The sequence below is a fragment of the Flavobacterium sp. A45 genome (assembly GCF_002001005.1).
Lineage (GTDB): Bacteria > Bacteroidota > Bacteroidia > Flavobacteriales > Flavobacteriaceae > Flavobacterium.
In genome coordinates, this window is sequence record NZ_MUNX01000092.1 from 32908 (window position 1) to 55941 (window position 23034).

The window sequence follows — 23034 nt, forward strand, 5'->3', positions numbered from 1 at the left end:
AGTATGAGTTTTGTTTTAAGAGTCCAGATCAAAAGGTCTGGACTCTTTTTGTTCTAAATTCAACTATAAAATAACAAACTAATTCAATGCTATTCAATATATTAAAAATCTTTACTTAAAGTAAAAATAAGATAGTTAGTAATCACAATTTTTTTATGACGATTCTATAAATGCACACTGCTAATGATTTGAATTATTTAAATTTTCAGGTATTGAACAAAAGCTATAGTTAAAGCAAAAAAAGTATCTAAAAAAGAACGTAATATGATAAAATATGTACAGAATAAACAATATAAAAATGAATCAAGTTATCCAACAATCAGGGGCAGTACCTGTTCTAACTTTAAACCAGTATATAAACAAAACTCTTCAATACTTATGAATTGATGTTCTTGTTTTTTCAACTGTTTTTTTATGTCAATCAGCAGTAATCTTGCATATCGGTAACTTTTACCTGTAATTCTTTGAACGTCTTTTGGGTAGATACACACCCTTTTCTGCTCTATTTTCATATCCTTTCTTATGATGTTGTTTTTATGAAAATTCAAAATTCAACTGGTGCAGTCTCAATATACAGCACTTTTTGCTTTTGAATTCATGACAAACTTACCCTCTGAAAAAATCTTCCACAACATTATAAATATGGTTTTCCACGATAATAAGTATGGATTTCTTGGAAATTAACACCTCTTTTTTATAAATAAAACACTACAATTAAAATGTTTATATTATTTTTGATTTCTGCTTCGTAAAATTTTACTCACAATCTTTAGAGGCTTGCATGGATATTTTTACAGAGCCATTTACTCACTAAACCTGCGACTTATCATGAATCGAAATCACCTGCTTTTATTTTTCATATTAATATCTCAATTTATCACAGGGCAAAAAAACATGTACTTAGCTATTGACTCTTTAAAAAATAAGAGCTATGACTATCTGGATGAAAAATTATATGAGCTGAGAAAAGACAGCACAAAAGCTTCAGTTTATTTATTTGCTTATTTACACAAGGCTAAAAGAGAGCACAATTGGAAAGAAGTTACAAACGCATACCAAAACATACTGCATCAGTCACCAGATAAATTGCGCCTAATCTATGCGGACAGTATGATTCTTGCAGCAAAAAAAACAAATGAAGATGCTATAATTGGATCAGCTTATCTTTCAAAAGGTATTGTTTATTACGGGCAAAAACAGCAAATCGAAGCAATGGACAATTATCTAATTGCAAACCGCTTTATTTCTAAGACCAACGACAACTACCAAATCCATAAAGTAAAATATCACATTGCGCTAATTAAGCTCTATATTGGTTTTTATGATGAAGCAATTTCATTATTGAAAGAATGCGTGGCCTATTACAAAGACAGCCAACCCAGACCCTACTTAAACTCCTTGCACTCTCTTGGATTATGCTATAATAAAATCGGGGATTATGGCCGCTGTTCTGAAACCAACGCATTAGGACTGTCTGAATGCAACCGATTAGAAATCAAGGAAATGATTCCTTACTTTAATCATTCAGAAGGAATAAATGAATATTATAAAAAAAATTATGATACGTCAATCAAAAACATCCAATCTTCTCTTGAAGAAATAAAAGAAAATAAAGATTTTGCAAATGAATCAATTGGTAATTTTTATATCGGTAAAAGCTACTGGTCATTAAATCAAAAAAACAAAGCACTGTCCTATTTTCAAAGGGTTGATAAAATTTTTGAAGAAAAGAATTATTTGCGACCCGATCTTCGTCAAGTATATGAACTATTGATTACTTACTACAAAACCAAAAAGAATTTAAATTCGCAATTGTATAATGTAGACCAGTTGTTGAAGGCTGACACACTTCTTACCGAAACTAACAAATACTTAATCGGAAAGATTTATAAAGAATATGATACTAAAGAATTAATATCTGAAAAAGAAAAAATAAAGGGAGAGCTTGCTCATAAGAAAAATAATGATTTCATCTCGGCAGGAGTTATATTACTATCATTTCTAATAATAGTCTTTATGACCTATCGCCACTTTAAAAATAGAAGCCTTTATAAAAAGAAATTTGGGGAACTGATGAATCAGTTAAATAATAATGAAAATAAGCCAAAAATTAGAATTGAAAAATCGCAAATTCTCGACATAAACGCGGACACTGTAGCTACAACTTTAAAACAATTGGAAAAATTTGAGAGGGATAAAAAATTTTTAGATAAAGATTGGAATCTAGGTACACTTTCCGCATCATTCAATTCTAACTCCAAGTATTTATCAGCTATCATTTTTCATTACAGGGATAAACGTTTTGTGGAATATATTAATGATCTTCGTATTGACTATATTATTTCACTACTGCACAATGAGCCCAAATACAAGCATTACACCAACGGATCCTTGGCTGAGGAAGCAGGTTTTAGCAGTACACAGCGCTTTGCCAATGCTTTTTTAGCAAAAACAGGTATGCCCACCACTTATTTTATGGAAGAACTACGAAAAAAGCAATCTTAACTGCATCAGCACTTTAGAAAAAGCAGCTTGCTTTTTCCCCCGATATGAAATTAAATGTTGATCCAATTTCAGCAATTTTAACAACAAATTACTTCTGTCGTATTTGTAAACTTCTATTTTTGCAGGCTAATTTAATACGAAAATATTATGAAAGATTTAGTTGCAAAAATCAACGCTGAATTCGAAACATTCAAAACAGAATCTGAATCACTTATTGAAAAAGGTGTGAAAGCTGCTGGGCCAAGAGCCCGTAAATCAACTTTGGAACTTGAAAAACTTTTAAAAGAGTTTAGAAAAGTTTCTGTTGAAGAATCGAAAAAATAAGATTTCAATTTACAGCCCTTTGAAAAATCAAAGGGTTTTTTTTTTGGCCGCACCCTTTCACTTTGAGTTCTGATTTTATTATCACGAATTTAAAACGGACTATACATTATCCAAGTATTATCCATACACTATCTATATTCGTACTCACTTGAAATGCGGTGATTTATAATTCTGTGGAATAACGGAGCACATAGGCTAACGGTATCAATTTTCATAAAAGATAATAGGTTATTAAATTGATTTGCTTTCCGTAAAAAAAGATAAATTTTATTTAACCAATTTACCCGTCATTTATAGCGTTGAGTAATTAGCTCGTTATTAAAATAATGCTAAATAATATTCTTTTATTTGGTAAATAGGTATTTAGTTGTACTTTTGTAGTAACAGTACACACCACGCGATAGGTCTTTTTTATTAAAGACACAGCGTCCCAGGGTGTGTCTTTTGCTTTATAAAGGTTTTAAAATTATAGTTTAACCCTGCTTTAGCTACATTTTTATTGTAGATTAGCAGGGTATATTTTTATATTATGTTTGAGAAAAAACCGACAACCATTGACGAGCAAATAGACCAATTAATTAAAAGAGGACTAACGATAAAGGATAGAGACATAGTTGCTCACTATCTTTCGCATATTAGTTATTATCGATTGGGAGAGTATTGGTATTCTATGCAGTCTGATAAGGAACAACATATTTTTAAAGAAAACAGTAAATTTGAAGATGTTATTGCTCTATATTGCTTTGATGGAGAACTAAAAATACTTTTATTTGATGTTATTGAAAAAATTGAAATAAGCTTACGCACAAAACTTATTTACCATTTATCGCATGAGATAAGTCCTTGGTGGTTCCAGAATTTTGATTTATTTAATGATAGTAAAGCTTTAGTGAAAACCTTATCCAGTCTTGAAGAAGAGCTTGAGCGGACTAAAGATGATAGTATAAAGAATCATTATAGGAAGCATAAGGATGATTTGCGCTTTCCTCCCGCTTGGAAATCATTGGAGCAGACTAGTTTTGGAGCTTTATCTAAATTGTATGGAAACCTCAAACATACTGTAAGTTCTAAAGATATTATCGCCAAAGAATATGGAGCAGTCAACCATACTTACTTACCTAGTTGGTTACAATCAATTGCCCAGATACGAAATTATTGCGCTCATCATTCTCGTTTGTGGAACAGAAATTTACCAGGGAATCCAAAATTATTGAGTACGCCGCCTAACCCATGGATAGCTGATGTGCCAAAACAGCATGAATTTCAAAAGTTATATGTTCACCTATGTTTGATGAAATATTTTTTAAATATTATACAACCAGAAAATTCATTTGCTGAAAAGCTTTATGAATTATTTGAAAAGTATCCTAATGTTGACCCTAATGCTTTGGGAATGAAAAACAATTGGTATAAAGAACCTTTATGGGCTAAAAAATAAGACGTAAGACTTGTTTGAATTTAAATAATATTGTTTTACAAATCTATATTAGTTTTTCTTTTCAGAAAAACTAGATTTCTCATTGCCTGTTAATAAATTAAATCACTCGCATTAGGTTTGGGACAACTATAAATAGTTTGAGGTTCAAAGACCTCGAATAGCAGTTTTCCTGGAGGGATTTTTTAATTGTCCTACTTCCTATTTATAAAACTCAATCTTTACTGTTTGGAGCAAAGTCCAATCAAGATCTTTTACTTTTCTTTGGCAACAATTAGTTTCAGGGAATTGATATAATCTGTATCAAATTCTATAACTCTTATTTTGTTTAGCTTAAAACTCATTTCGCCTTCAAACTCCCCTTCGGTTCCTAAAAAATCTATTACCAGCTCTTCCTCATTTAGTTCTATGAGTTTGCCAAGATAGACAGCTTTATTTGATTTTTTTGCAATCTGAAAAATCTCATATTTGTCCGCCAGAAAATATAAAATTGAAGGCAAATCTTTAAGTGGAATTATTTCTTCCGCGCTTGTTTTCAACCCTTTAAGTTTAATTACTCTTTCAGTAAATTCATGATCCTTGTCTTGAATAATTGACTTTACATTTTTATTTTTTAATATTGTATAACCATCAATTATAAAATCAACAGGATTGTTTTTCAGTAAAATCCAATCTTCAGTCCAATCGATAAGAAAACCGCTAAAGATATCTTTTATATCATCAAATTCTATTGAAATTAATTGTCGTAGATATTTTTCCATTATGTTTTTTTTAAGTTTAGTGTACACATTGGTGCTATATAAGTTGGCTTGTCCTGTTTAATTTTTGCTTTCGGATGAGCTGCATGGTTCAAAAAATTCTTTTTCAATGTCTTCAATACTTGGCAAACTCGATTTTAGGTCGTCAGGCAGCATTTGTGTGAGTTCGTATTCTGATACGCCAATGGGTTTGTTTAGGTCACGCAACGCATATTCGGCAAAAATTTTGTCTTTACCTTTGCATAAAATCAGTCCTATGGTAGGTTTATCGGTTTCGTGTTTTAATAGATCGTCGACAGCCGAGCAGTAAAAGTTCATTTTGCCTGCATATTCCGGTATAAAATCACCTTTTTTTAAATCGATTACTACAAAGCAGCGCATTTTGAGGTGGTAAAAAAGCAGGTCGAGCTGAAAATCTTTGCCGCTCACTTCCAGTTTGTACTGCCGTCCCACAAAGGCAAAACCCGCACCGAGTTCCAATAGAAATTTCTCGACATGTTTGACCAATTCCAGCTCTAATTCTCTTTCGGAAAACTCAGTTGCCAGTGTAATAAAGTCAAAAACATAAGGATCTTTAAAGGTTTGCTTTGCCCAAAGCGAATGGGCATTGGTAAGCGTATCGTCAAAATTGTGAACTAATGTGCCTTGGCGTTCGTGAATCCTGCTTTTGATTTGTGCCACCAAAGTATCACGACTCCAGCCCTGTTCCAAAATTTGCTGCATATACCAATAGCGTACAGACAGATCCTTTACTTTCTGCAAAAGGATAGTGTGCTGCGTCCAGCCCACCAATACAATCAATTTAGCTTGATTTTCGTTATCCCGCAATTGCGCAACTGTTAGTTGCGCAATTGCGGGATTGTCTAAATACGCAACGGGCTGCTGCGTATTTGTATCATTTTCTAATTCGGCAGCGGATAGTTTTCCAATTGAAATCAGCTCCTTATATTCATTAAAAAATTGAACCATCATCTGAATATTTCTTACCGAAAATCCTTTTACTTCAGCGAGTTCATTCTTTAAATCGACAGCCAATTTTGGGATGACGCCTTTCCCCCACCCTTTTTGCTGCTGCTGCAAATGAATCATCCGTCCAATGTCCCAATAGGCTGCCAGCATTTCGGCATTGGCAGCAAGATTAACTTTTAGCTGCCCTTGACGGACTCTATTCTTGATGCTGGTCAATAAACCTTTGTAGATTTCTATTTCGTTATTCATTTTTTACACCGTTTAAAGTCTTGAAATGAGCCTCACTTAATTGTCGTGACAATGTAACGTCAGTATCTAGGCTGCAAATTGGTATTCAAAATTATATTCATTCCTCTTTGCTGTCATACTCATTCCAATAAAAAAGGGCTCCTTCGGGATCAATTGTTTTGTAATAGTCCACTAACTTGATCAATAAGTCATCAGCAACACCGTGCATTGTCAATGACAGCAGGCTGTCCAGCAAATGTTCGATGGTATTTTTATCGGTACATTTTTCGCTGATGATTTGGTTCACTTCCTTTTCTAAGGCAGGAAGGTGCTGTCCCAATGCTGTATTGAAATTATCTATTAAAGCCTTTATATCATTGACTAATTTATCCATTGCATTCTATGTTACTACCAAAATTTCAGCAGATTAAACCATCATTTTAAAAGTCAAATAGCGGCTATAACTGCTTCGATGCTACTCAATGGTCTGCTTTTACAAAAATATGTATTAAAACTGATTTCGTTGTAATTATTTATGCGACTGCTGTTATAGGCAGTGCTTTATTTTGATGCTTTAGACTTCCGAATGCTCAAAGCTTTCTGTTTTATCCATTGAATTGAAATATCAACTGGTGCTGTACTACTGCCAGAAACAGTATTATGTCCTAATGCTGGAAACAAGGCATATTCGAATGGCTTGCCTTGAGCTTTCAATGTATTTAATTGCTCCATACACAACTTTACTGGAACCTGTATATCTTTCTCACCAAAAAGCCAAATTCCTGGAATTGAAAGAGTATTCAAGGAAATTTTTGGGTCAGTCGCCACGAATTGATATTTGTCCGGGTCATTTTTAGTATGTTCACGAGCATCTGATTCTGTATGATTTTCCCAAAAATCATTGTTCCCATTAGTATAAAACTGAAATCGAAGCTGTTCCAGGGTTGTAATTGTAGGGCAGCTAAATAAAACCATAAATTCTATTTGTGGATTTCTGCCTGCAGCAATTGGGATTATCCATCCTGCCTGACTAAAGCCAACTAATCCAATTGGTGTTTTTTTATCTTTCAAATAGGTTCGAAATGTATTTACTGCCGCACCTGCATCCTCAGATAATAAATTAAGATTAGCAGTGTCAATATTATTCGTACCAACAGATGGTCCTGCATATACACCGCCTGATTCTCCAACTCCGCGTTTATCATAAGTCAATACAGCAATACCTTCTTCGGCAAGACGTTTCGCGAACTCCATTTCTCTTTTTACAGGATCAGACCCATGAACAATTACAACTGCGGCAACTGTTTTTTTAGGCGTTAAAATCGAGCCTTTCAGCGTGACGCCCTGACTTTCAAACTTTACATCCTGAATGGTAAAGCTGTCCGATTGAGAAAATACCATTTCGGGTAAACTTATTAATAATAGCCAAAGAAATAAGTTAATGTTCATTGTGGTTTAATTAAAAATTGTTTCGAATTGTCCTGATCTTCGCTAGCATTGCTTACCTAAATACAAAACCAACTTTTTATTAATCAAATTATTCAAATCCGTTATTCCTTTTAGCGACTGACATTAATTCCAAAGTCACTTAAGAACTTAATCTCTTCAATTTGGTACGTATAATCATTTTCATATCCTTTTATTTGATTATTAGTAACCATAATTCTTCGAGTTTCATTCTTTGTTGAAAAAACTATGTAGTAATCTATTTTAAACTTTTTTAAACCCACTGGTTTTGCGTTATTCAAAACCTCTAAAAGCTCAGCAATTTCTTTGCTATTTAGTTTCTTTACCTCGGCAAATTTCCCATGAGATTTTCTATCAGGCCGTTCTAAAACAACTTCTTTAATTTGATTAATCTCTGTAGGGTAATCAAGATTTTCTTTTTGTAAACAAGAAATGAATAGTAGCGTTAATAAAATTAATTGAGTTTTCATTTTTATAAAGTGTTCGTTCTGTATGTCTGCCACTATTTAGCACTATTATTTACGTTATTGTTTGACATTATCGATTGCAGGCCGGATACCATAAATTAGCAAATAACCAATCATCCAAAATTCTCCTATTGTCGCAGGTATAACAAAAATACCTAAATAAGGACTTTGAACTCCTGCACAGATAACAAAAGTCTGCAAGATGTAACCTATTCCTCCAATAAATAGTATTCGTCCGAGCCAAATTGGCATTCTTCCAGAACTGATTACAATAAAACCCATTGGCATAAGCCAAAGTCCAAAGAAGAGACCACCAACTGACCAAGCATTTGTGATTATTTGTCCCAATAGCTGTATCATTATGGTTTTCTCCTGCAAATTCGGCAAAGATGAATTAGCAATCTCAATGGCAGAATTCATTGATATTGCACTAACTATAATAACAACAGCGTTAACTGTTCCCCAAATTCCAAGTGTAGAAGCAGCCCACTTGTTTATATTACAAAACAGTTTGTAAAACCATACTGCGGCAAGTGCTTGCGAAACAATAATAACCAGCTCAAATAGAAGTCTCACTCTTGAAATAGACCTAAGATTGATCAAATTGTTTAATGTTTTCTGAGGGTCATCCGTAACAAAAATCTGAGGATGGAAAATCATAAATCCAAAAATTCCAGAAATTGCCAGAATCAAATACCACAATCCTGTAAGTCTGGCAGTCTTAATTAATTGTTTGTGTTCCATTGTCATTTTTCTATTTTGTTTTTTTTCTTTTTCAACTAGCTCATAACGTTCTAGTACTTCAGCAGGTTTGATACTAAAGTAAGCCCTATTTTCTGATTTGCAAAATCATTCTAAATACAAAACAATTTTCCATTAAGCCAATTGCCCAAATCCGTTGTAGGTTTTATTTTTTTATTAGATTTTCTATTTCATTTATTAAATCCACTTATTCTTGTCATTCTTCAAATCCAGGATTTTTTTAACTGATTTGATAAAGTGGATCGTATGTTGAGAAATAAGTGAATTTATCTTTTTGAGTTATTTCAAAACTTTCATCAACACTGTCACTTCTTGTGCTTACTTTCAGAAATCCTTCGTCAGTTTCAACTCTTTCAATATTAAATTGATTTTTATCAATATTAATTTTGTTTTCGGCAACAATTTTATGAATACAATTCCAATAATCTTGAATTCTTATTTTCGGTATTTTCTTATTTTAATTTTGACTTTTTTAAGACTATCATTCGGAAAAAAACGTATCATATCTCAAAACTTCTGCGTTGTTTTGAAAGACAATCAAATTTGAATGTATTCCACCATACCAATAACTTTGAAAACCCATTTTTAGAATTAATGAGTTCTCGTCTTTTAGGTTAAGCAAATTAATATAGGGATTTTGACTTTTATTTTTCTCTTTAAACTCAATTTGGGGTATTTTAAACTCTTGCGAAAAACAAATAAAATTAAACAAGAGCAATATTATGATGTTTAGTTTTTTCATTAATTATTTTTGATAAATCTAACATACATTCCATTCTCTGCTGTATGTGCAGAAACTTCACCTGTAACAGAATTATCTTCTGTCATTAAACCAATGAAATCATTACTATTTTTACTTACCTGTACTTTTGTACTCCAAAAGAAAACACAATAGTCTAATGGATAAAAATCCATTTCACCCACAGTACTTCTATATCCACCTGGAATTGCGTTAAATTCAGACCTATTATCTCCATCCCATTTTTTAGATTTTAAATGCAAGCCGGCATTGTCGTAACCTCCAAAAGAAATAATTATTACCTTCCATTCCTTAGATGTGGGAATATGGAATCCTTTAGGACATATTCCTCTTGGATCATTTACAGCAAATCCATTATAAATTTTTCCAATTTTTTTCTTATTCTTTTCATTATTTTCGTGATAACACCAAGCTGGTTTTTTTAATTTGCCATACTTTCTCCATTCCTGCATTGTTTTTACTTCGGGTATGATATCACCATTATTGAAATGACTTACATTTAAATTTTCACTTGAGATTAAATACTTGTCAATTTTAACTAAATTGTATTTATTTCCATCAATATCGGCAGTTATATTGTTTTGAGATTTGTTAGGAAGAAAGACTAATAGAATGAATGATAAAAATAGTTTGTGCATTTCTTTAGTTATGGTTAGTTAATTGAGTTCTCTTTGGTTTTGTAAAATGTCGCCCAACGTCAGTCTGTGAAAAAACTTCCGTTTGATTACAAACAAATATAACAAAAAAGGTGTGTCAAAACAGGAATTTTCGTATTTTTAAGGATGTAGCATATCACAGTAATTTCCTGCCATCTGATGTGTATTTCAAGTTAGAAGATGATGTATCTCCCTATAATCAAATACGTCTTGCAGATGCTTTTGCAGCCCATACAGACCTTGTTAGCCTTAGTCACTTAGTTATCAGCTATGAATCATTCACACTTCTATTGTCTTTGATGATTTTTCTTGTTTAAAAATATATCTTATATTAAAAAAAGCAACCTTTTTTCTATCTTTAAAACCTGATTTTAAAATGTAACTCCACTAATTGTAAAACTGCTAAGAAGAAAAATAACACACAAAAATATAAATGATTGAAGAACAATATTTCACAATAAAATATACATTTACTGACATTCTAAGAGAAGATTCATTGGGCGACGATCCAAATGACTTTGTAAACAAAATAGAATTTGAGGTCTATGAAACTGACATTTATGGAAAGTTATCCGAAGTAATTGCAAAAGGGCAAATCAGTCAAATCCTGTTTGGTCTAGCCATCGATCATGGTTATCCTCTTTTTGAGGTTATGGATGCTTCTGAATCCATTCTTGATATGTCCGGTATGTTGTTTGAGTTTGATGAAGACAAGGATTTTTGGGACAAACTAGATACCTATTTTGCAGATACGATTCCCCTAAACCATACAATCTGCTACCTGGAATATTTAGAAATTATTCCCAATTATAGACGAAAAGGAATTGGTAAAAAAATTATAAAAAGTATGATGGAACGATTTTATGATTCCTGTGGTTTATGGGTTGTGAAGGCCTTTCCAATCCAGCATAGCGGTCTTATTCAAAAAACAACTTTTGAAAATTTGGACCAATGGGATCAACAAATGGATTATGATAATTTTGAAAAAGATTTTGAAAAATCTCAATACAAGCTTTTTCACTATTTTCAAGAATTCGGTTTTCAAAATCCGTTTGATATGGACTATTTTATTGCTGTACCCTCGTTAGTTATTGGTGACAAAATGCAGCGGTGATTTTTCTTTAGTAGTCCTCTGAATACTTTCTAAATTTGAAGAGGTTTTTTCACAGCCTGACATTCTGCTTCTACATTGGGTTTGGGACTAAATTAAGCCCATTCTTTGGATTTTCCACCCGAGTCCCGATAATTAGCGGGACGAACAGACGAAGTAAATCATCCCAAACACAAAACCATTCTCAAATTAAGCCAAATACGTTACAGGAGCAATTAGCAATAATTACCAATTGGATTTTATTTCTAATGTATTAACACCTATGTTATAAGCATAAACGGCTGCTGGAACATAGGTTATGTTTATATTTTCTATGATTTTGTTATCTGATATATCAATGGTAGTTACTAATGTGGCTTTGAAATTATTTTGTTTACAGAAATGGATTAAACTATTCAATTCTTGCGGTTTTTCTACATAACGATTACTCCATTTGATTTCGATACACCATTGCGGTTTGAATAATTTGTTGTCCAGTAACACAATATCCACTTCTCCTTCGGAGCGTCCCATTTTCCATCGAGCATACTTTAAATCGAGATTTTCACGATGCATCCATTGTGAAAAAATAGCTGTTTCGACCATATTGCCTGTTTCTTTGTCCGTTTCCACAATAGGCGAAAACAATGCGGTCCGTAAAGACGAATTGGTTACATAGACCTTAAAGCTGGTAACTCTTTTGAATTTTTTAGCGTTATCATCAATCTTATGAATCACTTTAATTAAAAATGCCGCTTCCAGATATTCTAAATACTTTTTGATAATTTCTTTTGCAATACCACTGTCTTTTCCTAATCGTTCAAAAGAAAATTCATTTCCTGTATTATAGGCTAAATAACTAAAAAAGCTATTTAATTCCTGCACGTCTTTGATGCCGTATAAACTAGGTAAATCCCGTAGTAAAACTTTATCTACAATATCATTTTTTACATAGCGGCCCATATCACTTTGAATCTTTTCGGACAAGACCACTTCGGGATAACCGCCAAAGTTCAGATAGTGAAAAAATTCTTTATTGAATGTTTTGTTGTCGTGCGTAATAAAAAATGGAATTTCTTTGCCATTATACAGTATCGTTTTTGATTGTACCAAATGATGCAGCCCTTTTAAATGAATGTATTCATGAAAAGTTAGGGGTGGTAACATAAAATCGGTAAAACGACCTGCACCACTTTCTGAGCTTTGCAAGCGTAAGGCAGCTGCAGCCGAACCTGATACCACAAATTTGGTTTTGGGATAAGAATCTACCAATACTTTAAGGTGGCGTTCCCAATCATTAAGATATTGAATTTCATCAAAAAAAACAAAACAACCTTCCAGGTGATCCAATTGCACGGCTTCTTTAGCCAAGAGCAGAATGTCTTCTAAACTCAGGTGCATATAAATAGGATTGTCAATCCCTATGAAAAAGATTTTTTGTGGTTTAATGTTTTCTTTGATTAGTTCTTGAATGGTGTGATACATCATTACTGTTTTTCCCACACGGCGTGGTCCCATAAGGACAACGGCTCGTTTGATGTCGGTTTCTTTTACAAAAGGGTAGAACAAATCAAAATAGAGTCTTTTGGACATATCTTGATAGGTTTGTTGCACATTGCCTGATGCCCACCAAGGGTTTTCGTATTGTAAACGTTCTATTCGTTTGGATGTTGGAATAACTGTATCAAAACTCATAATAGTTCTTGTTTTTACACAAATGTAAAAATAAGTATTTTAAAAATACACTATTTTTACAAAAATGCTATTTTAAGTTATTTTTAAATACTTTTTAAACCTTAGTTTTTTCAGTTGTACTTAATACCAATATTGTTTAAACGCATCTGTTATGAGAACAAGTTGCATCCTTATTTGTTTATTAAATGATTAGTTTTATAAAGAAATGAGTCATGAGACTTTGCCTAGGGTAGTGATGAACACTTTGTGGAGCTGGGATAAGTCATTCTCAGAAAAAGTCGGAAGACTTTTATCCTATTTTCAATTTACGAGAACATTTAAAAAAAAGCAAAGTCAAAACGCATTTGCCTACTGTAGAGACGAACACTTCGTGAAACGTATAATAGTTCGAGGTCAGGAGACCGCGAAGAGCTGGTGAACACTTCGTGGAGCTGGGGAATAATTTGTTGTAGAAGATGAATACGATGTTGAATAAGTTTCCTTATTTTCATTGTATCTCATATCAGGTGTGCCATCTTTTTTTAGATGCTGTGCATTAAGGAAAATCCATAAAAATAAAATGATAATAGTAATTTTTTTTTCATAATATCCTAATTTACAATGTTTTTTATCTTAGTATTTTAAAAACTTCCTATAAGGTTCCCGCGCATGTAGCTGTTTGAAACTTATGAAACTGAGTATTTCGGCTAAACGAAAATATGAATTAAAAACATTAATTCTACTAAATTTACAAATAGCAAGAGAAGTGTGTTAACTCTAGCCCATTATTTCCCATTTGTCCAAAGCAATTTATCTACGATTCTATTTTTACAGATTAAGTTCAAATTTTCCAAATCTTTAAATTCATCATGAATTATGTTTGTTAATGGGTTTGTATAATTTATTAAACTTTCGAAAATTGTTTCATTTTGCTTTCTAAATTCAATGAGGTTTTGATTATAAATAGCATATTTATTTTGTTTTTGGTTTAAAGTTTTTCTTGCCAAACTATCCATTGGGATTATTTCCCAAGGGTTATTTAAAAACAAAATTTTCGAAGCCATTGATGCCATAACATTTCCGCGAGTTAGACCACTATTTGCTAGTTTTTGGGCAAACAAATCAACATCATCTGAGTTTTCAGTTTTTATCCATGTAGAAGTTTCGGCTAATAATTTATCTACAGTTCCGCTTAAAAAATTTCTCACAACTCTAAATTCAATTAAAAATGAATAAAAACTGCCAACATCTTTTTTGATGTAATTCTCAGCAGTAATTTTTCCATTTTTAAAATCTTGAAATTTCCTGATGTAATTTAAATCTGTTCGATAATAAGTCAGAAAGTTTCCAATAGCTTGAATTTGTTTTGTTGTCATAAATCAATTTTTATACGCAAAATGATGTTGAGCTACAGTTAAAGTTCTGGTACTACCGCGCTTTTGGGACTAAATTAAACCCATTATTCGGATTTGCCCTCCGAGTTCCGCTAATTAGCGGGACGAACAGGCGAAGTAAATCATCCCAAATACAAAACCAATTTTTCAATAAACCTATTGCCCAAATCCGTTGTAATAGTTGTTATTCGCTCGCCTTTATTTGTTTAACCAATGCTTCCTAATTATTATCAAATAAATGAATAAAGCATTCTTTTCGAGTACCAGCAAACATATTTATTAATTCTTTTTGAACTTCGGGATATTCTTCGAAAGCGTTCATCCAAATGGACCAAAATCCAGTCTTTAAAGATAAATCTACGATCGTTTCAATATCGCATTTTTCATCAATGTATTTTTGTCTATATTTTTTTCCAAGTTCCCAAGCTTGCTTTCTCTCCTGCCATCTATCATCTTTTGTGCTATAATGAGCATGACCAGGTCTTCGATCTAAACCTATTAAACTGATAAGTTCTTTTATTTTTTGTTTCAGAGGCTCGTTAATATTTTCTTTTACCACAATTAGCCCACTTTCGAGATATTCAAATACTGAAAAAGTATTGTCTAAATGCGGAAGTATTATATTTTCAAAGTTTATTTCTTTTACTCCTTTAATGGAATTACAATTTTTACAAGCTAATAGAAAATTAATCCATAAAAACTCTTTATCCTTATGTGAGTCTTTATCTTCAATATGCTCGACATCTAAGGATGAGCTAAATCCTTCACGCTCACAATAGCTACAAAAATTACCAATTGCTTCTATTAAATTGGGTTTAGCATTACCGTAAGGATTATATTCAAGTTCGTTATTTGCATATAATGTTTTATCTAAAGGTCTCATACGCCTAACTCCGATTTACGTTCCGCTTGCATTAATGCAACATAAACAGGGTCATCATTGAATTCAAGCTCTAGAGAATCTAGTTCTTTTTTTAACTCATTCGTTGCTATATCATCATTTGATTTTTTACCTTGTTCAATCAGATCAAAATATTTTGCTGCTATTTCTTGATACTTATTAAAACGCAAACTTCGATGAGCATTTTCAACATCCATTTCTTCTTCGGCTATTTCTTCAATACTTTTAGTAAAAGGATCTTCATTTGGAGTTCCACCATCTAAATTAATTACTTCTTCGGCTCGCAATGATTGAATAATAAATGGAGAATGTGTTGTAACAATAAATTGAATATTAGGAAAAGTTTCTTTTAAATCGTCAACGATTCTTTTTTGCCATTTTGGATGCAAATGCATATCAATTTCATCAATTAAAACAATCCCTTTTGTATCCAAAACTGCTCTCTCTCCTAAATGTGGATTGAGTTTGATAGCTCGATAAGCTATATCCGCCGTTAAACTAATTATTCCTTTATAACCATCACTAAAATTTCTTAAGGGAGTCCATTTTTCATTATGATCTTTACCTAATAAGTCATCTAATCCCCAATGAAAATGAATTTCTTGCCAATCAGGAACCATTGATGTAATTGAGTTTTTAAAGGCAATATATAAAGCTTTATCTTTATTGAATTTCAGTATGTTATCTTCATATGTTTTAAACCAATTTAAGAATTTCTGTTCAATTGAACGAGGGTCTAAACAGGCATAATATCCGTCTAATCTAGAACCTATTCTTTCGTATTCTATCTTTTTTTCTTTACCACCTTCTTTTATTTTTTCATAAATTTGCCCCCATAAACGTCCAGTTGTATGATATGCTATTAATGGCAAATCCTCATTTGTTTTTAGTTTATCTAAAACTTCTCGACCGTACTTTTTTAAATCGGTTGCATCTCTAACAGTTAAGTTTTTTGCACCTACTTTTTGTTCTCTTTTCCAAGAAATACAATCGTCTATATTTTCGATACAAAAAGTACCACTTAAAATGACATCTGAAAATTCTATATTATCATCAGAAATAATTACTTTTCTAATCTCATCCTTTAATAAGGGTCTTGATTTTGTTCCCTTGAGACCAAAAGAAGCGGTTGTATTCATAAGAAATGTTCCCATTCCAATTGATATTGCATCTAGAATTGATGATTTTCCTGTTCCATTTTCTCCAATAAGGACATTAAATTGAGAATTGAATTCAAAGTCTCTATTTTCTATTCCCTTGAAGTTTTCTATATGAATATTATTAATCTTCATTTGTTAAAAAATTTAATGCGTAAATATAGGAAATATAGATTTAATCAGGATACACTTCTAATTTGTTGTTTGACTTTACTTTGTTTAACCTTTAATCGTGATATGAAAAATAAATGCATCTGAAACTCTTATATCATTTATATATCAACTTTGTTCAACATATTTTAAATTTGTCGATAATCTTTGTTTTTTTTGTATTCTTGCTCGGTTTTTTGGCGTACTATGGCAATGTTCTGATACTTCATAGAAAGAAATCAAACGTGTAGCGCGATCGGGATCTTTCGCTCTAGTGTTAAGGTAAAATAATAGATTATATATTTTTTTAATTTCCAAAAATAAATTTTATTTGTTGAATTCTCTTCGGTTCTATTTGCATTATCGCCAACGTTCTCGTGCTACAGCGGGTTTGGGACTAAATTAAGCCCATTCTTCGGATTTGCCAAATCTTCCAATACAAACCAATTTTTCCATTAAGCCAAATCCCCAAATTGCTTGTAGCGTGTGTTATGCGTTCGCCTTTTTTTACCCAACTTGTGATTCTGAATACTGTCCTTTAATATTCGCATTAAAGAATTTTCCGCACGAACCTGAAGATTTCATTTCATAAAATAGACTTTCGGCGACGTCAAAATATTGCCAAATAACACCATTATTAAATTCAAATTCTAATGTTGATGATGAACTATCGAAACCGTAACTTCTAATCATTGATGATTCTACGTATTCTCTTTCCATATTTTAAAATTTTTGTTGTCTAATTCTTGTTACTACTATTTTGTAATTTTCTTCATCTTCGGGATGTTCTTCTAACCATTTTTCAACTAATTTTGGGTCGTCGCTTGTTGGTCTTGGAACATTAAGTTTTAGTCTCACTCTGGATGGAATTTTGATTGCTTCTCCTACAATTATTGCTTCTCCAGTTCTTAAAGATGGCAATAAATCAATCAAACTGTTAAGATTGTCAGGTGCCGAATTTTTTACAATTGATTGGTCGCCGGAATTAGTTAACCTTAATGCTATAAAAGTACCAACTTGAGCTAAAATAGTTTCAGATATTTCAGATGGTCTTTGTGAAATTACTAATGCGCCAAGACCAAATTTTCTACCTTCTTTAAAAACTTTTTCAACAGCTTCTTTAGAATAACTATTATTATCATTTTTGTTTAAATAAGTATGTGCCTCTTCATAGGCAAGCAATAAAGGCCTATTCTTTCCTGTATATGTTTCGTGACGACCCCAAAACATACTATCATAAACAAAACGTGTAATAAGACCAACAGTAATATCCAAAACTTCAAATGGTACTCCACTTAAATCAAGAATAGCAAGCTTTTTATCGTTTCCTATCCATTCATTCAAAAGCATATGGAGGTCTTTAGGTGACTTAGAATCCTTATATTCTCCTGGATTAAATAGAAAATCAAATCTTGAATCTCTTAATCTTGAGAGAATTTTTCTTTCGTATGAGTAAAACTCATTATGCTGTGATTTATAAGGTTCATTATTGTTAGCAGTTGATAAGTGAGATGTAAACTTTGCTCCAACTAAATTTTCTGCATCACCATCATTTTCTTTTATTGCTGTAATTTCGTTTTGTTCGTCCTTTTTAGTTGTAGAAAAACTTGCATTAAGCCACCAATTCATTCGATACCAAAGTTGTCTAGCACTAAAAGGTATTGGCGAGTCTGCTGTTACAAAATCAGGATTCACATTGCCAGATTTAAGAGTACAATTTTCTTTTTTTAAATTAGTCACTAACTCCCTAAACAATCTATAATCAGGTTTTTGGTCATCAGTTGGTTTTGCTCCAACAAGAAAATAGGCTAATTCGTCAAAACTCATTAACCAAAAAGGGATAAATAATGGATTTGCTACTTCATTAATTTTTAATACTTTGGCGTCAGGAAATGCACTAGGATATTCTCCGTGTGGATCGACTAATATTACTCTTGAACCTTTATAATCATCTAAAATTGCTTTCAAAATACTAACTGTAGTATTTGATTTTCCACTACCTGTTGAACCTAAAATGGCACAATGCCTTAAAACAAGTTTATGTAAATCTGCATAAACACTTAGATTTTCTGACGATGAATGTTTACCTATTTCAATAGAGCCAGAATCCTTTTTACCATAAATATCAAAAAGGTCTTTTTCTATAACAATATGTACTTCATCATTGATTGTTGGATAAGTTCCAACACCTTTTTCAAATTCATCTTCTCCAATTTTTTCACCAACTAGTTGTACTGTCAAAAATCTTGAACCAAAAGAATGTTTCAAATTAATTTCCTCAGATTTACTTGGAGTATTGCTTACAGAAGAAACAATACCATATATTGTTATGTTTCCTATAGGAATTTTAATAAATGTTCCTATTTGCCCGATTTTATATAATCGACCATTTATAATTGGTGCAGCTGATGGAATATCATTAGACACTTCAACTTCAATGGTTCCAGAATCAACACGAATAATATGCCCTAAATATGTTATTTCAGTTTTCATTTTGTAATTGATTCAATTGTTTCTTTTTTACCAGAATTAGCAATAAAGAATTTTACAAGTTGATTAAAATCACCTAACATAAATTCATTTTTAGCTTTATTCCAATAAGTGTCTGATTTCTCATTTGGATATAAATGAGGTGTAAATTCCCATTCACCCAAATTCCCATTAATAATTGCTTTAGTAGGGCCAAAAACATTTAGATTCATATATGATGAAGTTTGTTTGTACAAGTTTTCTACTTCTGAATCTAGAAAGAAAAAAACTAATACAGTTAATCTATTATTTTGCCTTAAACAGTTGAAAATAATTTCATTTATATGTTGGTCTGAAAAAGAATAACCACTAAAAACAAATAAAAGTTCTCCACTTAATAGATAATTCTTAAGCCTATCGAAATAAGCAATAAAAGGTTGTTTTTTTGATGAATCATATTTTTCTTTTGACGGATAAATTACAAGTTCATTATCTTCTTTTTTGATGTTTTCAACTTTACCTATTCGTATAATTTTTTGAGAATTTGTTTTTTTATCTTCTTTCCAAAACCAACTTAATGAACCGTGTATTTTCCAAAGTCTAATCCAATTTTGAGTCAAATCATTTTTTGATACAAATTGATCTATACTTTCTTGCCAAAAAAAAGGTTCAAATGCCCCTACAAAACCATCGAAATAAGGAATTTGACTTGCTTCTAATGATTTTTCAATAATCAAATCGTAATTTGTTGTAAACACTTCTTTTGAGTAATCTCTATTCAATAAGCTTAACCAAGCAAAGAATTTTTTTGTTGTATCAATGTCTGCAACAGATTCTTTATCTAAGATGATTTCGTAAATTATTTTACAAATTTCTTTGTCTAGTAATTTTGCGTTTTCACCACTAACTCCTTCATATTCTTTTATAGTTTCACCTGTTAGTTCTCTAATTCTTCGGATTTGATTTAAAATATCTTCAATATTTACTTTTCTAGTAGTTATGATTGATTCTAAATCAGTTTTGACAAGTTTAAAGTTAACTAAAAAGTCATCTGTCAATGTAGCTTCAATACCAGCTGTTAATTGTTCAACGTTAGGAATACCTAGAGCACAAGAAGTTCCAGCACCAAAAAAGAAACCGATATTTTTTGAATAAGACAAATGCGTTTTAAGTTCTCTTATTTCTCTAATTACATTTATTTTATCCATTTTAATATATTATTTTTAAACTTTGTGTTCTATTTTTAGTGAGGTCGCATAAGGTGACGCATAACGCTCTCGCGCTACAAGCAGTTTTGGACTAAATTAAGCCCTGTTTTCGGATTTGCCAAATCTTCCAAATACAAAACCAACTTCAAATTTAGCCAAATTCCCAAATTGCTTGTAGCGTGTGTTAGCGGTTCGGTTGTTTTACTTTTAAATTATAAAATTCCAATACTTATTTTTTAGTTTATGTTTTTTATATACTTAAATTTAGTAATTCACTAACCTACTACGAAACTGATATTTCCATTTCGTTATTGTTATGGATTTTTATTTTCAATTTTCCCTTGCGGTTTAAATATTTCATATCCAAAACCTAATCCAATCCAAGGTCTATTTCTGTATATCCAATTTCGTCCTATTTCACCAGACATTGTATCAATCCCAACAAAAGTGCTTATTTGAAATTTTTCAACTTCAAATATTAAACCACCACTAAAAGTGATAGCGCTTTGAGATGATTCAGAGGTTATAAAATCTCTTGTTGTTTGTGGAGTCACTTTTATGGATGAAAAACCAATTCCGCCAACAATAGAAACCGCTACATTATCTTTATAATTGTTTACTCTCCATCCTGCTGTTATTCCAATATTAAAATCATTTCCAAATTCTGAATAAATAACATCTGCATCGTTTTTATCTTTTCCGTTTCCTGGTCTAATTTTAATTAGAGTTGTTGATGCACCAACAACAAAGCTCCCTCTTCTTTTAAGTTCTTCTGCAAAGGATAAATATTGACTAGAACTAATTTTGAAATAAATATTTTCTGAGGTAGATTTTTGATAAGTGAGTGCATTTTGGGCAATTGATTCAGGACTACCATCAGTAAATTCAGAAATTTGAATTACGTAATCTTTACCATCATTGACAATATTTCGGACTCTAAATTTCCAGTCTTTTTCCATTACTTTTGAATTGGCTGGAGTTATTAGTGTTCCATCGAAATTACATTCACTTAATGAAATATCGAATTTAAAAACATGCCTATTTTCTCTAATATCTGTTTGTCCAAAAGAAGTAATTGAAAATAAAAGCAAAAAACATACAAAAAGGGAATAATTTTTTTTCATTTTAATTGGTTTTGATTAGTATTATGTTTTAATATATGGTAACTAGTTTAAAATCATTTATTGCAGATAGATTTTTTAGTTTAATATCTTCGTCATTTTGGGCAACTGACCGCTAACGTTCTGGCACTACAGCGGGTTTGGGACTAAATTAAGCCCATTCTTCGGATTTGCCAAATCATCCCAAATACAAAACCAACTTTCCATTAAGCCCAATGCCCAAATCCGTTGTAGTAGCTGTTAGTGGCAGTTGTTATTTTTTGCATTTATATATGACAGAGAAATTTGCTTGCCTATTATTTTTTAAATATTCGGCTTTGTCTTCCTCAATCTCTCTTTTATCTGTAATTTTATTTATCTCATACCATTTGTCAAGCCAAAGATTTAAAATAACGTTTTCTTCTGCGGTTTGTGTTTTTTGTGTATCTGAAAAATAAAGAATCTCAAATTTATCTGAAGGAAACAATATATCAAAATCTCTCTCCGAGAAATAATGCTTAAAGTATTCATTGTTTTCAGGATTGTTAGGATTGTTTGAAGGATGCTTTTCAGAATGAACTTCGACGTATATTAATGTTCCCTGAACAATATTTTTGTACCAAGACTTAACTAAAGAAATACAATTGTCGAGCGAAAAAAAATGTAATAAATTTGAGCAAACTATAAGCGCATATTTCTCTAAAGGGATTTCATCAACTCCAATATTGAGATTAAAAAAATTCCAATTATCAACAGAATTTTTCTTTTCCAAAACGCGTTTTTCAAGGTAATCTAATTGCAATTGTTCACTATCTACAGCAAATATTTGTCTGTCAGAGTTTATAAATGCCAAAAGGTCTTTTGATTGACCGCATCCAATGTCTATTATTGGTCCGTGAATCAAGTCCTGCTTATAACTTTTAATTAAGCAATTACCTTCAATCAGTTTTTGAGTTGAAAAATTTTCAAAATATAAACTCCAATAAAGTTTCATTGAACTATCCATAAATGATGTTTTTTTATAGTTGCAGTGCGACAATTGCCACTAACTAGTCTATATGTGTTACTCTGTCACACATATCCACCCAAAATCGGGTGTGAATGTGTGATTAAATACACACTTTTTTCAAAATCAAATATACCATTAATCCTTATAAATCATCAATCAAAAAATTTATTTTATGGTTTTTTTTCTTACTAATAGGGCGGAGTTTAAGAAAAAAAGCCTCCCAGCGTCTTTCCTATTTCCTATTTCCTTTTCCTCCCCCACTCTACTTAATCCTCGATCCTGAAGTAACAAAATTGTAAAAATTACATTGAATTCTAAAGACATTCTAGGAAAAAGTCGGGAGACTTTTTTCCCATTTTTCAATTTACAAGAACATTTAAAAAAAAGCAAAGTCAGGAGACATTTGCCTAGCGTGGAGAAGAACACTTCGTCGAGCTGGGTATATTAAAGTGAATGCTTTGGAGCAAAGAGAATTGATTAATAGGTATTATCCAATATAAAAGCAAATTATTGGATAATTAAAAAGAAAAACATTTTTAATTATATATATA

Annotated in this window: 21 protein-coding genes; 4 read left to right on the forward strand and 17 right to left on the reverse strand. The window is 31.6% G+C overall.

What is annotated here, in order from left to right:
- Positions 1 to 308 precede the first annotated feature (308 nt).
- Positions 309 to 512, reverse strand: coding sequence for a hypothetical protein (locus B0E44_RS11575; protein ID WP_077375019.1), 204 nt, complete (start codon positions 510 to 512; stop codon positions 309 to 311).
- 382 nt (positions 513 to 894) lie between these two features.
- Between B0E44_RS11575 and B0E44_RS11580 the strand changes: the two genes are divergently transcribed.
- The 3 genes from B0E44_RS11580 to B0E44_RS11590 all read left to right on the forward strand — a co-directional run bounded on the left by B0E44_RS11580 (position 895) and on the right by B0E44_RS11590 (position 4267).
- Positions 895 to 2505, forward strand: a complete 1611-nt coding sequence (locus tag B0E44_RS11580) for a helix-turn-helix domain-containing protein (RefSeq protein WP_254423287.1) — start codon at positions 895 to 897, stop codon at positions 2503 to 2505.
- 147 nt (positions 2506 to 2652) lie between these two features.
- Complete coding sequence (locus tag B0E44_RS11585; RefSeq protein ID WP_077375025.1) at positions 2653 to 2829, forward strand: histone H1; 177 nt, start codon at positions 2653 to 2655, stop codon at positions 2827 to 2829.
- A gap of 529 nt (positions 2830 to 3358) precedes the next feature.
- On the forward strand, positions 3359 to 4267 hold the full coding sequence (locus B0E44_RS11590) for an Abi family protein (RefSeq protein WP_077375028.1): 909 nt from the start codon (positions 3359 to 3361) through the stop codon (positions 4265 to 4267).
- Positions 4268 to 4518: 251 nt separating this feature from the next.
- Here the strand turns inward: B0E44_RS11590 and B0E44_RS11595 are convergent, their stop codons facing one another.
- The 7 genes from B0E44_RS11595 to B0E44_RS11630 all read right to left on the reverse strand — a co-directional run bounded on the left by B0E44_RS11595 (position 4519) and on the right by B0E44_RS11630 (position 10313).
- A complete protein-coding gene (locus B0E44_RS11595) occupies positions 4519 to 5025 on the reverse strand; it encodes a hypothetical protein (protein WP_077375031.1) in 507 nt (168 codons plus the stop codon).
- A 57-nt stretch (positions 5026 to 5082) separates the two neighbouring features.
- A complete protein-coding gene (locus tag B0E44_RS11600; protein WP_077375034.1) occupies positions 5083 to 6240 on the reverse strand; it encodes a YhcG family protein in 1158 nt (385 codons plus the stop codon).
- Between the two features lie 97 nt (positions 6241 to 6337).
- On the reverse strand, positions 6338 to 6613 hold the full coding sequence (locus B0E44_RS11605) for a hypothetical protein (protein WP_077375037.1): 276 nt from the start codon (positions 6611 to 6613) through the stop codon (positions 6338 to 6340).
- A gap of 167 nt (positions 6614 to 6780) precedes the next feature.
- On the reverse strand, positions 6781 to 7668 hold the full coding sequence (locus B0E44_RS11610; RefSeq protein ID WP_077375040.1) for a S9 family peptidase: 888 nt from the start codon (positions 7666 to 7668) through the stop codon (positions 6781 to 6783).
- A 110-nt stretch (positions 7669 to 7778) separates the two neighbouring features.
- A complete protein-coding gene (locus tag B0E44_RS11615; protein WP_077375043.1) occupies positions 7779 to 8156 on the reverse strand; it encodes a hypothetical protein in 378 nt (125 codons plus the stop codon).
- Positions 8157 to 8210: 54 nt separating this feature from the next.
- Positions 8211 to 8897 carry a DUF4386 domain-containing protein gene (locus B0E44_RS11620; protein ID WP_165688790.1) on the reverse strand — a complete coding sequence of 229 codons (687 nt, stop codon included), beginning with the start codon at positions 8895 to 8897 and terminating at the stop codon, positions 8211 to 8213.
- 759 nt (positions 8898 to 9656) lie between these two features.
- Complete coding sequence (locus B0E44_RS11630; RefSeq protein ID WP_077375052.1) at positions 9657 to 10313, reverse strand: fibrobacter succinogenes major paralogous domain-containing protein; 657 nt, start codon at positions 10311 to 10313, stop codon at positions 9657 to 9659.
- Between the two features lie 451 nt (positions 10314 to 10764).
- Between B0E44_RS11630 and B0E44_RS11635 the strand changes: the two genes are divergently transcribed.
- Positions 10765 to 11445: a GNAT family N-acetyltransferase gene (locus B0E44_RS11635; protein WP_077375055.1), complete on the forward strand. Its 681-nt coding sequence runs from the start codon at positions 10765 to 10767 to the stop codon at positions 11443 to 11445.
- Positions 11446 to 11667: 222 nt separating this feature from the next.
- On the opposite strand, the gene B0E44_RS11640 is transcribed toward B0E44_RS11635, so the two are convergent.
- The 9 genes from B0E44_RS11640 to B0E44_RS11685 all read right to left on the reverse strand — a co-directional run bounded on the left by B0E44_RS11640 (position 11668) and on the right by B0E44_RS11685 (position 22480).
- Entirely contained in the window at positions 11668 to 13116 is a 1449-nt protein-coding gene (locus B0E44_RS11640; RefSeq protein WP_077375058.1) for an ATP-binding protein, read from the reverse strand.
- 764 nt (positions 13117 to 13880) lie between these two features.
- Positions 13881 to 14471 carry a hypothetical protein gene (locus tag B0E44_RS11650; protein WP_077375064.1) on the reverse strand — a complete coding sequence of 197 codons (591 nt, stop codon included), beginning with the start codon at positions 14469 to 14471 and terminating at the stop codon, positions 13881 to 13883.
- A 238-nt stretch (positions 14472 to 14709) separates the two neighbouring features.
- Entirely contained in the window at positions 14710 to 15372 is a 663-nt protein-coding gene (locus tag B0E44_RS11655; protein ID WP_077375067.1) for an HNH endonuclease, read from the reverse strand.
- Positions 15369 to 16682, reverse strand: coding sequence for an AAA family ATPase (locus B0E44_RS11660; RefSeq protein WP_077375070.1), 1314 nt, complete (start codon positions 16680 to 16682; stop codon positions 15369 to 15371). Before B0E44_RS11660 ends, B0E44_RS11655 begins: the two co-directional genes overlap by 4 nt.
- A gap of 522 nt (positions 16683 to 17204) precedes the next feature.
- A complete protein-coding gene (locus B0E44_RS11665) occupies positions 17205 to 17417 on the reverse strand; it encodes a KTSC domain-containing protein (protein WP_077375073.1) in 213 nt (70 codons plus the stop codon).
- Positions 17418 to 17420: 3 nt separating this feature from the next.
- Positions 17421 to 19190 carry an ATP-binding protein gene (locus B0E44_RS11670; protein WP_077375076.1) on the reverse strand — a complete coding sequence of 590 codons (1770 nt, stop codon included), beginning with the start codon at positions 19188 to 19190 and terminating at the stop codon, positions 17421 to 17423.
- Entirely contained in the window at positions 19187 to 20374 is a 1188-nt protein-coding gene (locus tag B0E44_RS11675; protein WP_077375079.1) for an SIR2 family protein, read from the reverse strand. The genes B0E44_RS11670 and B0E44_RS11675 overlap by 4 nt, the downstream gene beginning before the upstream one ends.
- A 314-nt stretch (positions 20375 to 20688) precedes the next feature.
- Complete coding sequence (locus tag B0E44_RS11680; RefSeq protein ID WP_077375082.1) at positions 20689 to 21498, reverse strand: hypothetical protein; 810 nt, start codon at positions 21496 to 21498, stop codon at positions 20689 to 20691.
- 250 nt (positions 21499 to 21748) lie between these two features.
- Positions 21749 to 22480, reverse strand: coding sequence for a class I SAM-dependent methyltransferase (locus tag B0E44_RS11685; protein WP_077375085.1), 732 nt, complete (start codon positions 22478 to 22480; stop codon positions 21749 to 21751).
- Between the last annotated feature and the right edge of the window lie 554 nt (positions 22481 to 23034).

Excerpts from the sequence above, each read along its gene's own strand:
- B0E44_RS11640 (WP_077375058.1), bottom strand. The coding sequence starts at position 13,116 with ATGAGTTTTGATACAGTTATTCCAACATCCAAACGAATAGAACGTTTA.
- B0E44_RS11620 (WP_165688790.1), bottom strand. The coding sequence starts at position 8,897 with ATGGAACACAAACAATTAATTAAGACTGCCAGACTTACAGGATTGTGG.
- B0E44_RS11635 (WP_077375055.1), top strand. The coding sequence starts at position 10,765 with ATGATTGAAGAACAATATTTCACAATAAAATATACATTTACTGACATT.
- B0E44_RS11650 (WP_077375064.1), bottom strand. The coding sequence starts at position 14,471 with ATGACAACAAAACAAATTCAAGCTATTGGAAACTTTCTGACTTATTAT.
- B0E44_RS11585 (WP_077375025.1), top strand. The coding sequence starts at position 2,653 with ATGAAAGATTTAGTTGCAAAAATCAACGCTGAATTCGAAACATTCAAA.
- B0E44_RS11630 (WP_077375052.1), bottom strand. The coding sequence starts at position 10,313 with ATGCACAAACTATTTTTATCATTCATTCTATTAGTCTTTCTTCCTAAC.
- B0E44_RS11600 (WP_077375034.1), bottom strand. The coding sequence starts at position 6,240 with ATGAATAACGAAATAGAAATCTACAAAGGTTTATTGACCAGCATCAAG.
- B0E44_RS11665 (WP_077375073.1), bottom strand. The coding sequence starts at position 17,417 with ATGGAAAGAGAATACGTAGAATCATCAATGATTAGAAGTTACGGTTTC.
- B0E44_RS11610 (WP_077375040.1), bottom strand. The coding sequence starts at position 7,668 with ATGAACATTAACTTATTTCTTTGGCTATTATTAATAAGTTTACCCGAA.
- B0E44_RS11680 (WP_077375082.1), bottom strand. The coding sequence starts at position 21,498 with ATGAAAAAAAATTATTCCCTTTTTGTATGTTTTTTGCTTTTATTTTCA.
- B0E44_RS11615 (WP_077375043.1), bottom strand. The coding sequence starts at position 8,156 with ATGAAAACTCAATTAATTTTATTAACGCTACTATTCATTTCTTGTTTA.
- B0E44_RS11595 (WP_077375031.1), bottom strand. The coding sequence starts at position 5,025 with ATGGAAAAATATCTACGACAATTAATTTCAATAGAATTTGATGATATA.
- B0E44_RS11660 (WP_077375070.1), bottom strand. The coding sequence starts at position 16,682 with ATGAAGATTAATAATATTCATATAGAAAACTTCAAGGGAATAGAAAAT.
- B0E44_RS11670 (WP_077375076.1), bottom strand. The coding sequence starts at position 19,190 with ATGAAAACTGAAATAACATATTTAGGGCATATTATTCGTGTTGATTCT.
- B0E44_RS11685 (WP_077375085.1), bottom strand. The coding sequence starts at position 22,480 with ATGGATAGTTCAATGAAACTTTATTGGAGTTTATATTTTGAAAATTTT.
- B0E44_RS11590 (WP_077375028.1), top strand. The coding sequence starts at position 3,359 with ATGTTTGAGAAAAAACCGACAACCATTGACGAGCAAATAGACCAATTA.
- B0E44_RS11575 (WP_077375019.1), bottom strand. The coding sequence starts at position 512 with ATGAAAATAGAGCAGAAAAGGGTGTGTATCTACCCAAAAGACGTTCAA.
- B0E44_RS11655 (WP_077375067.1), bottom strand. The coding sequence starts at position 15,372 with ATGAGACCTTTAGATAAAACATTATATGCAAATAACGAACTTGAATAT.
- B0E44_RS11675 (WP_077375079.1), bottom strand. The coding sequence starts at position 20,374 with ATGGATAAAATAAATGTAATTAGAGAAATAAGAGAACTTAAAACGCAT.
- B0E44_RS11580 (WP_254423287.1), top strand. The coding sequence starts at position 895 with ATGTACTTAGCTATTGACTCTTTAAAAAATAAGAGCTATGACTATCTG.
- B0E44_RS11605 (WP_077375037.1), bottom strand. The coding sequence starts at position 6,613 with ATGGATAAATTAGTCAATGATATAAAGGCTTTAATAGATAATTTCAAT.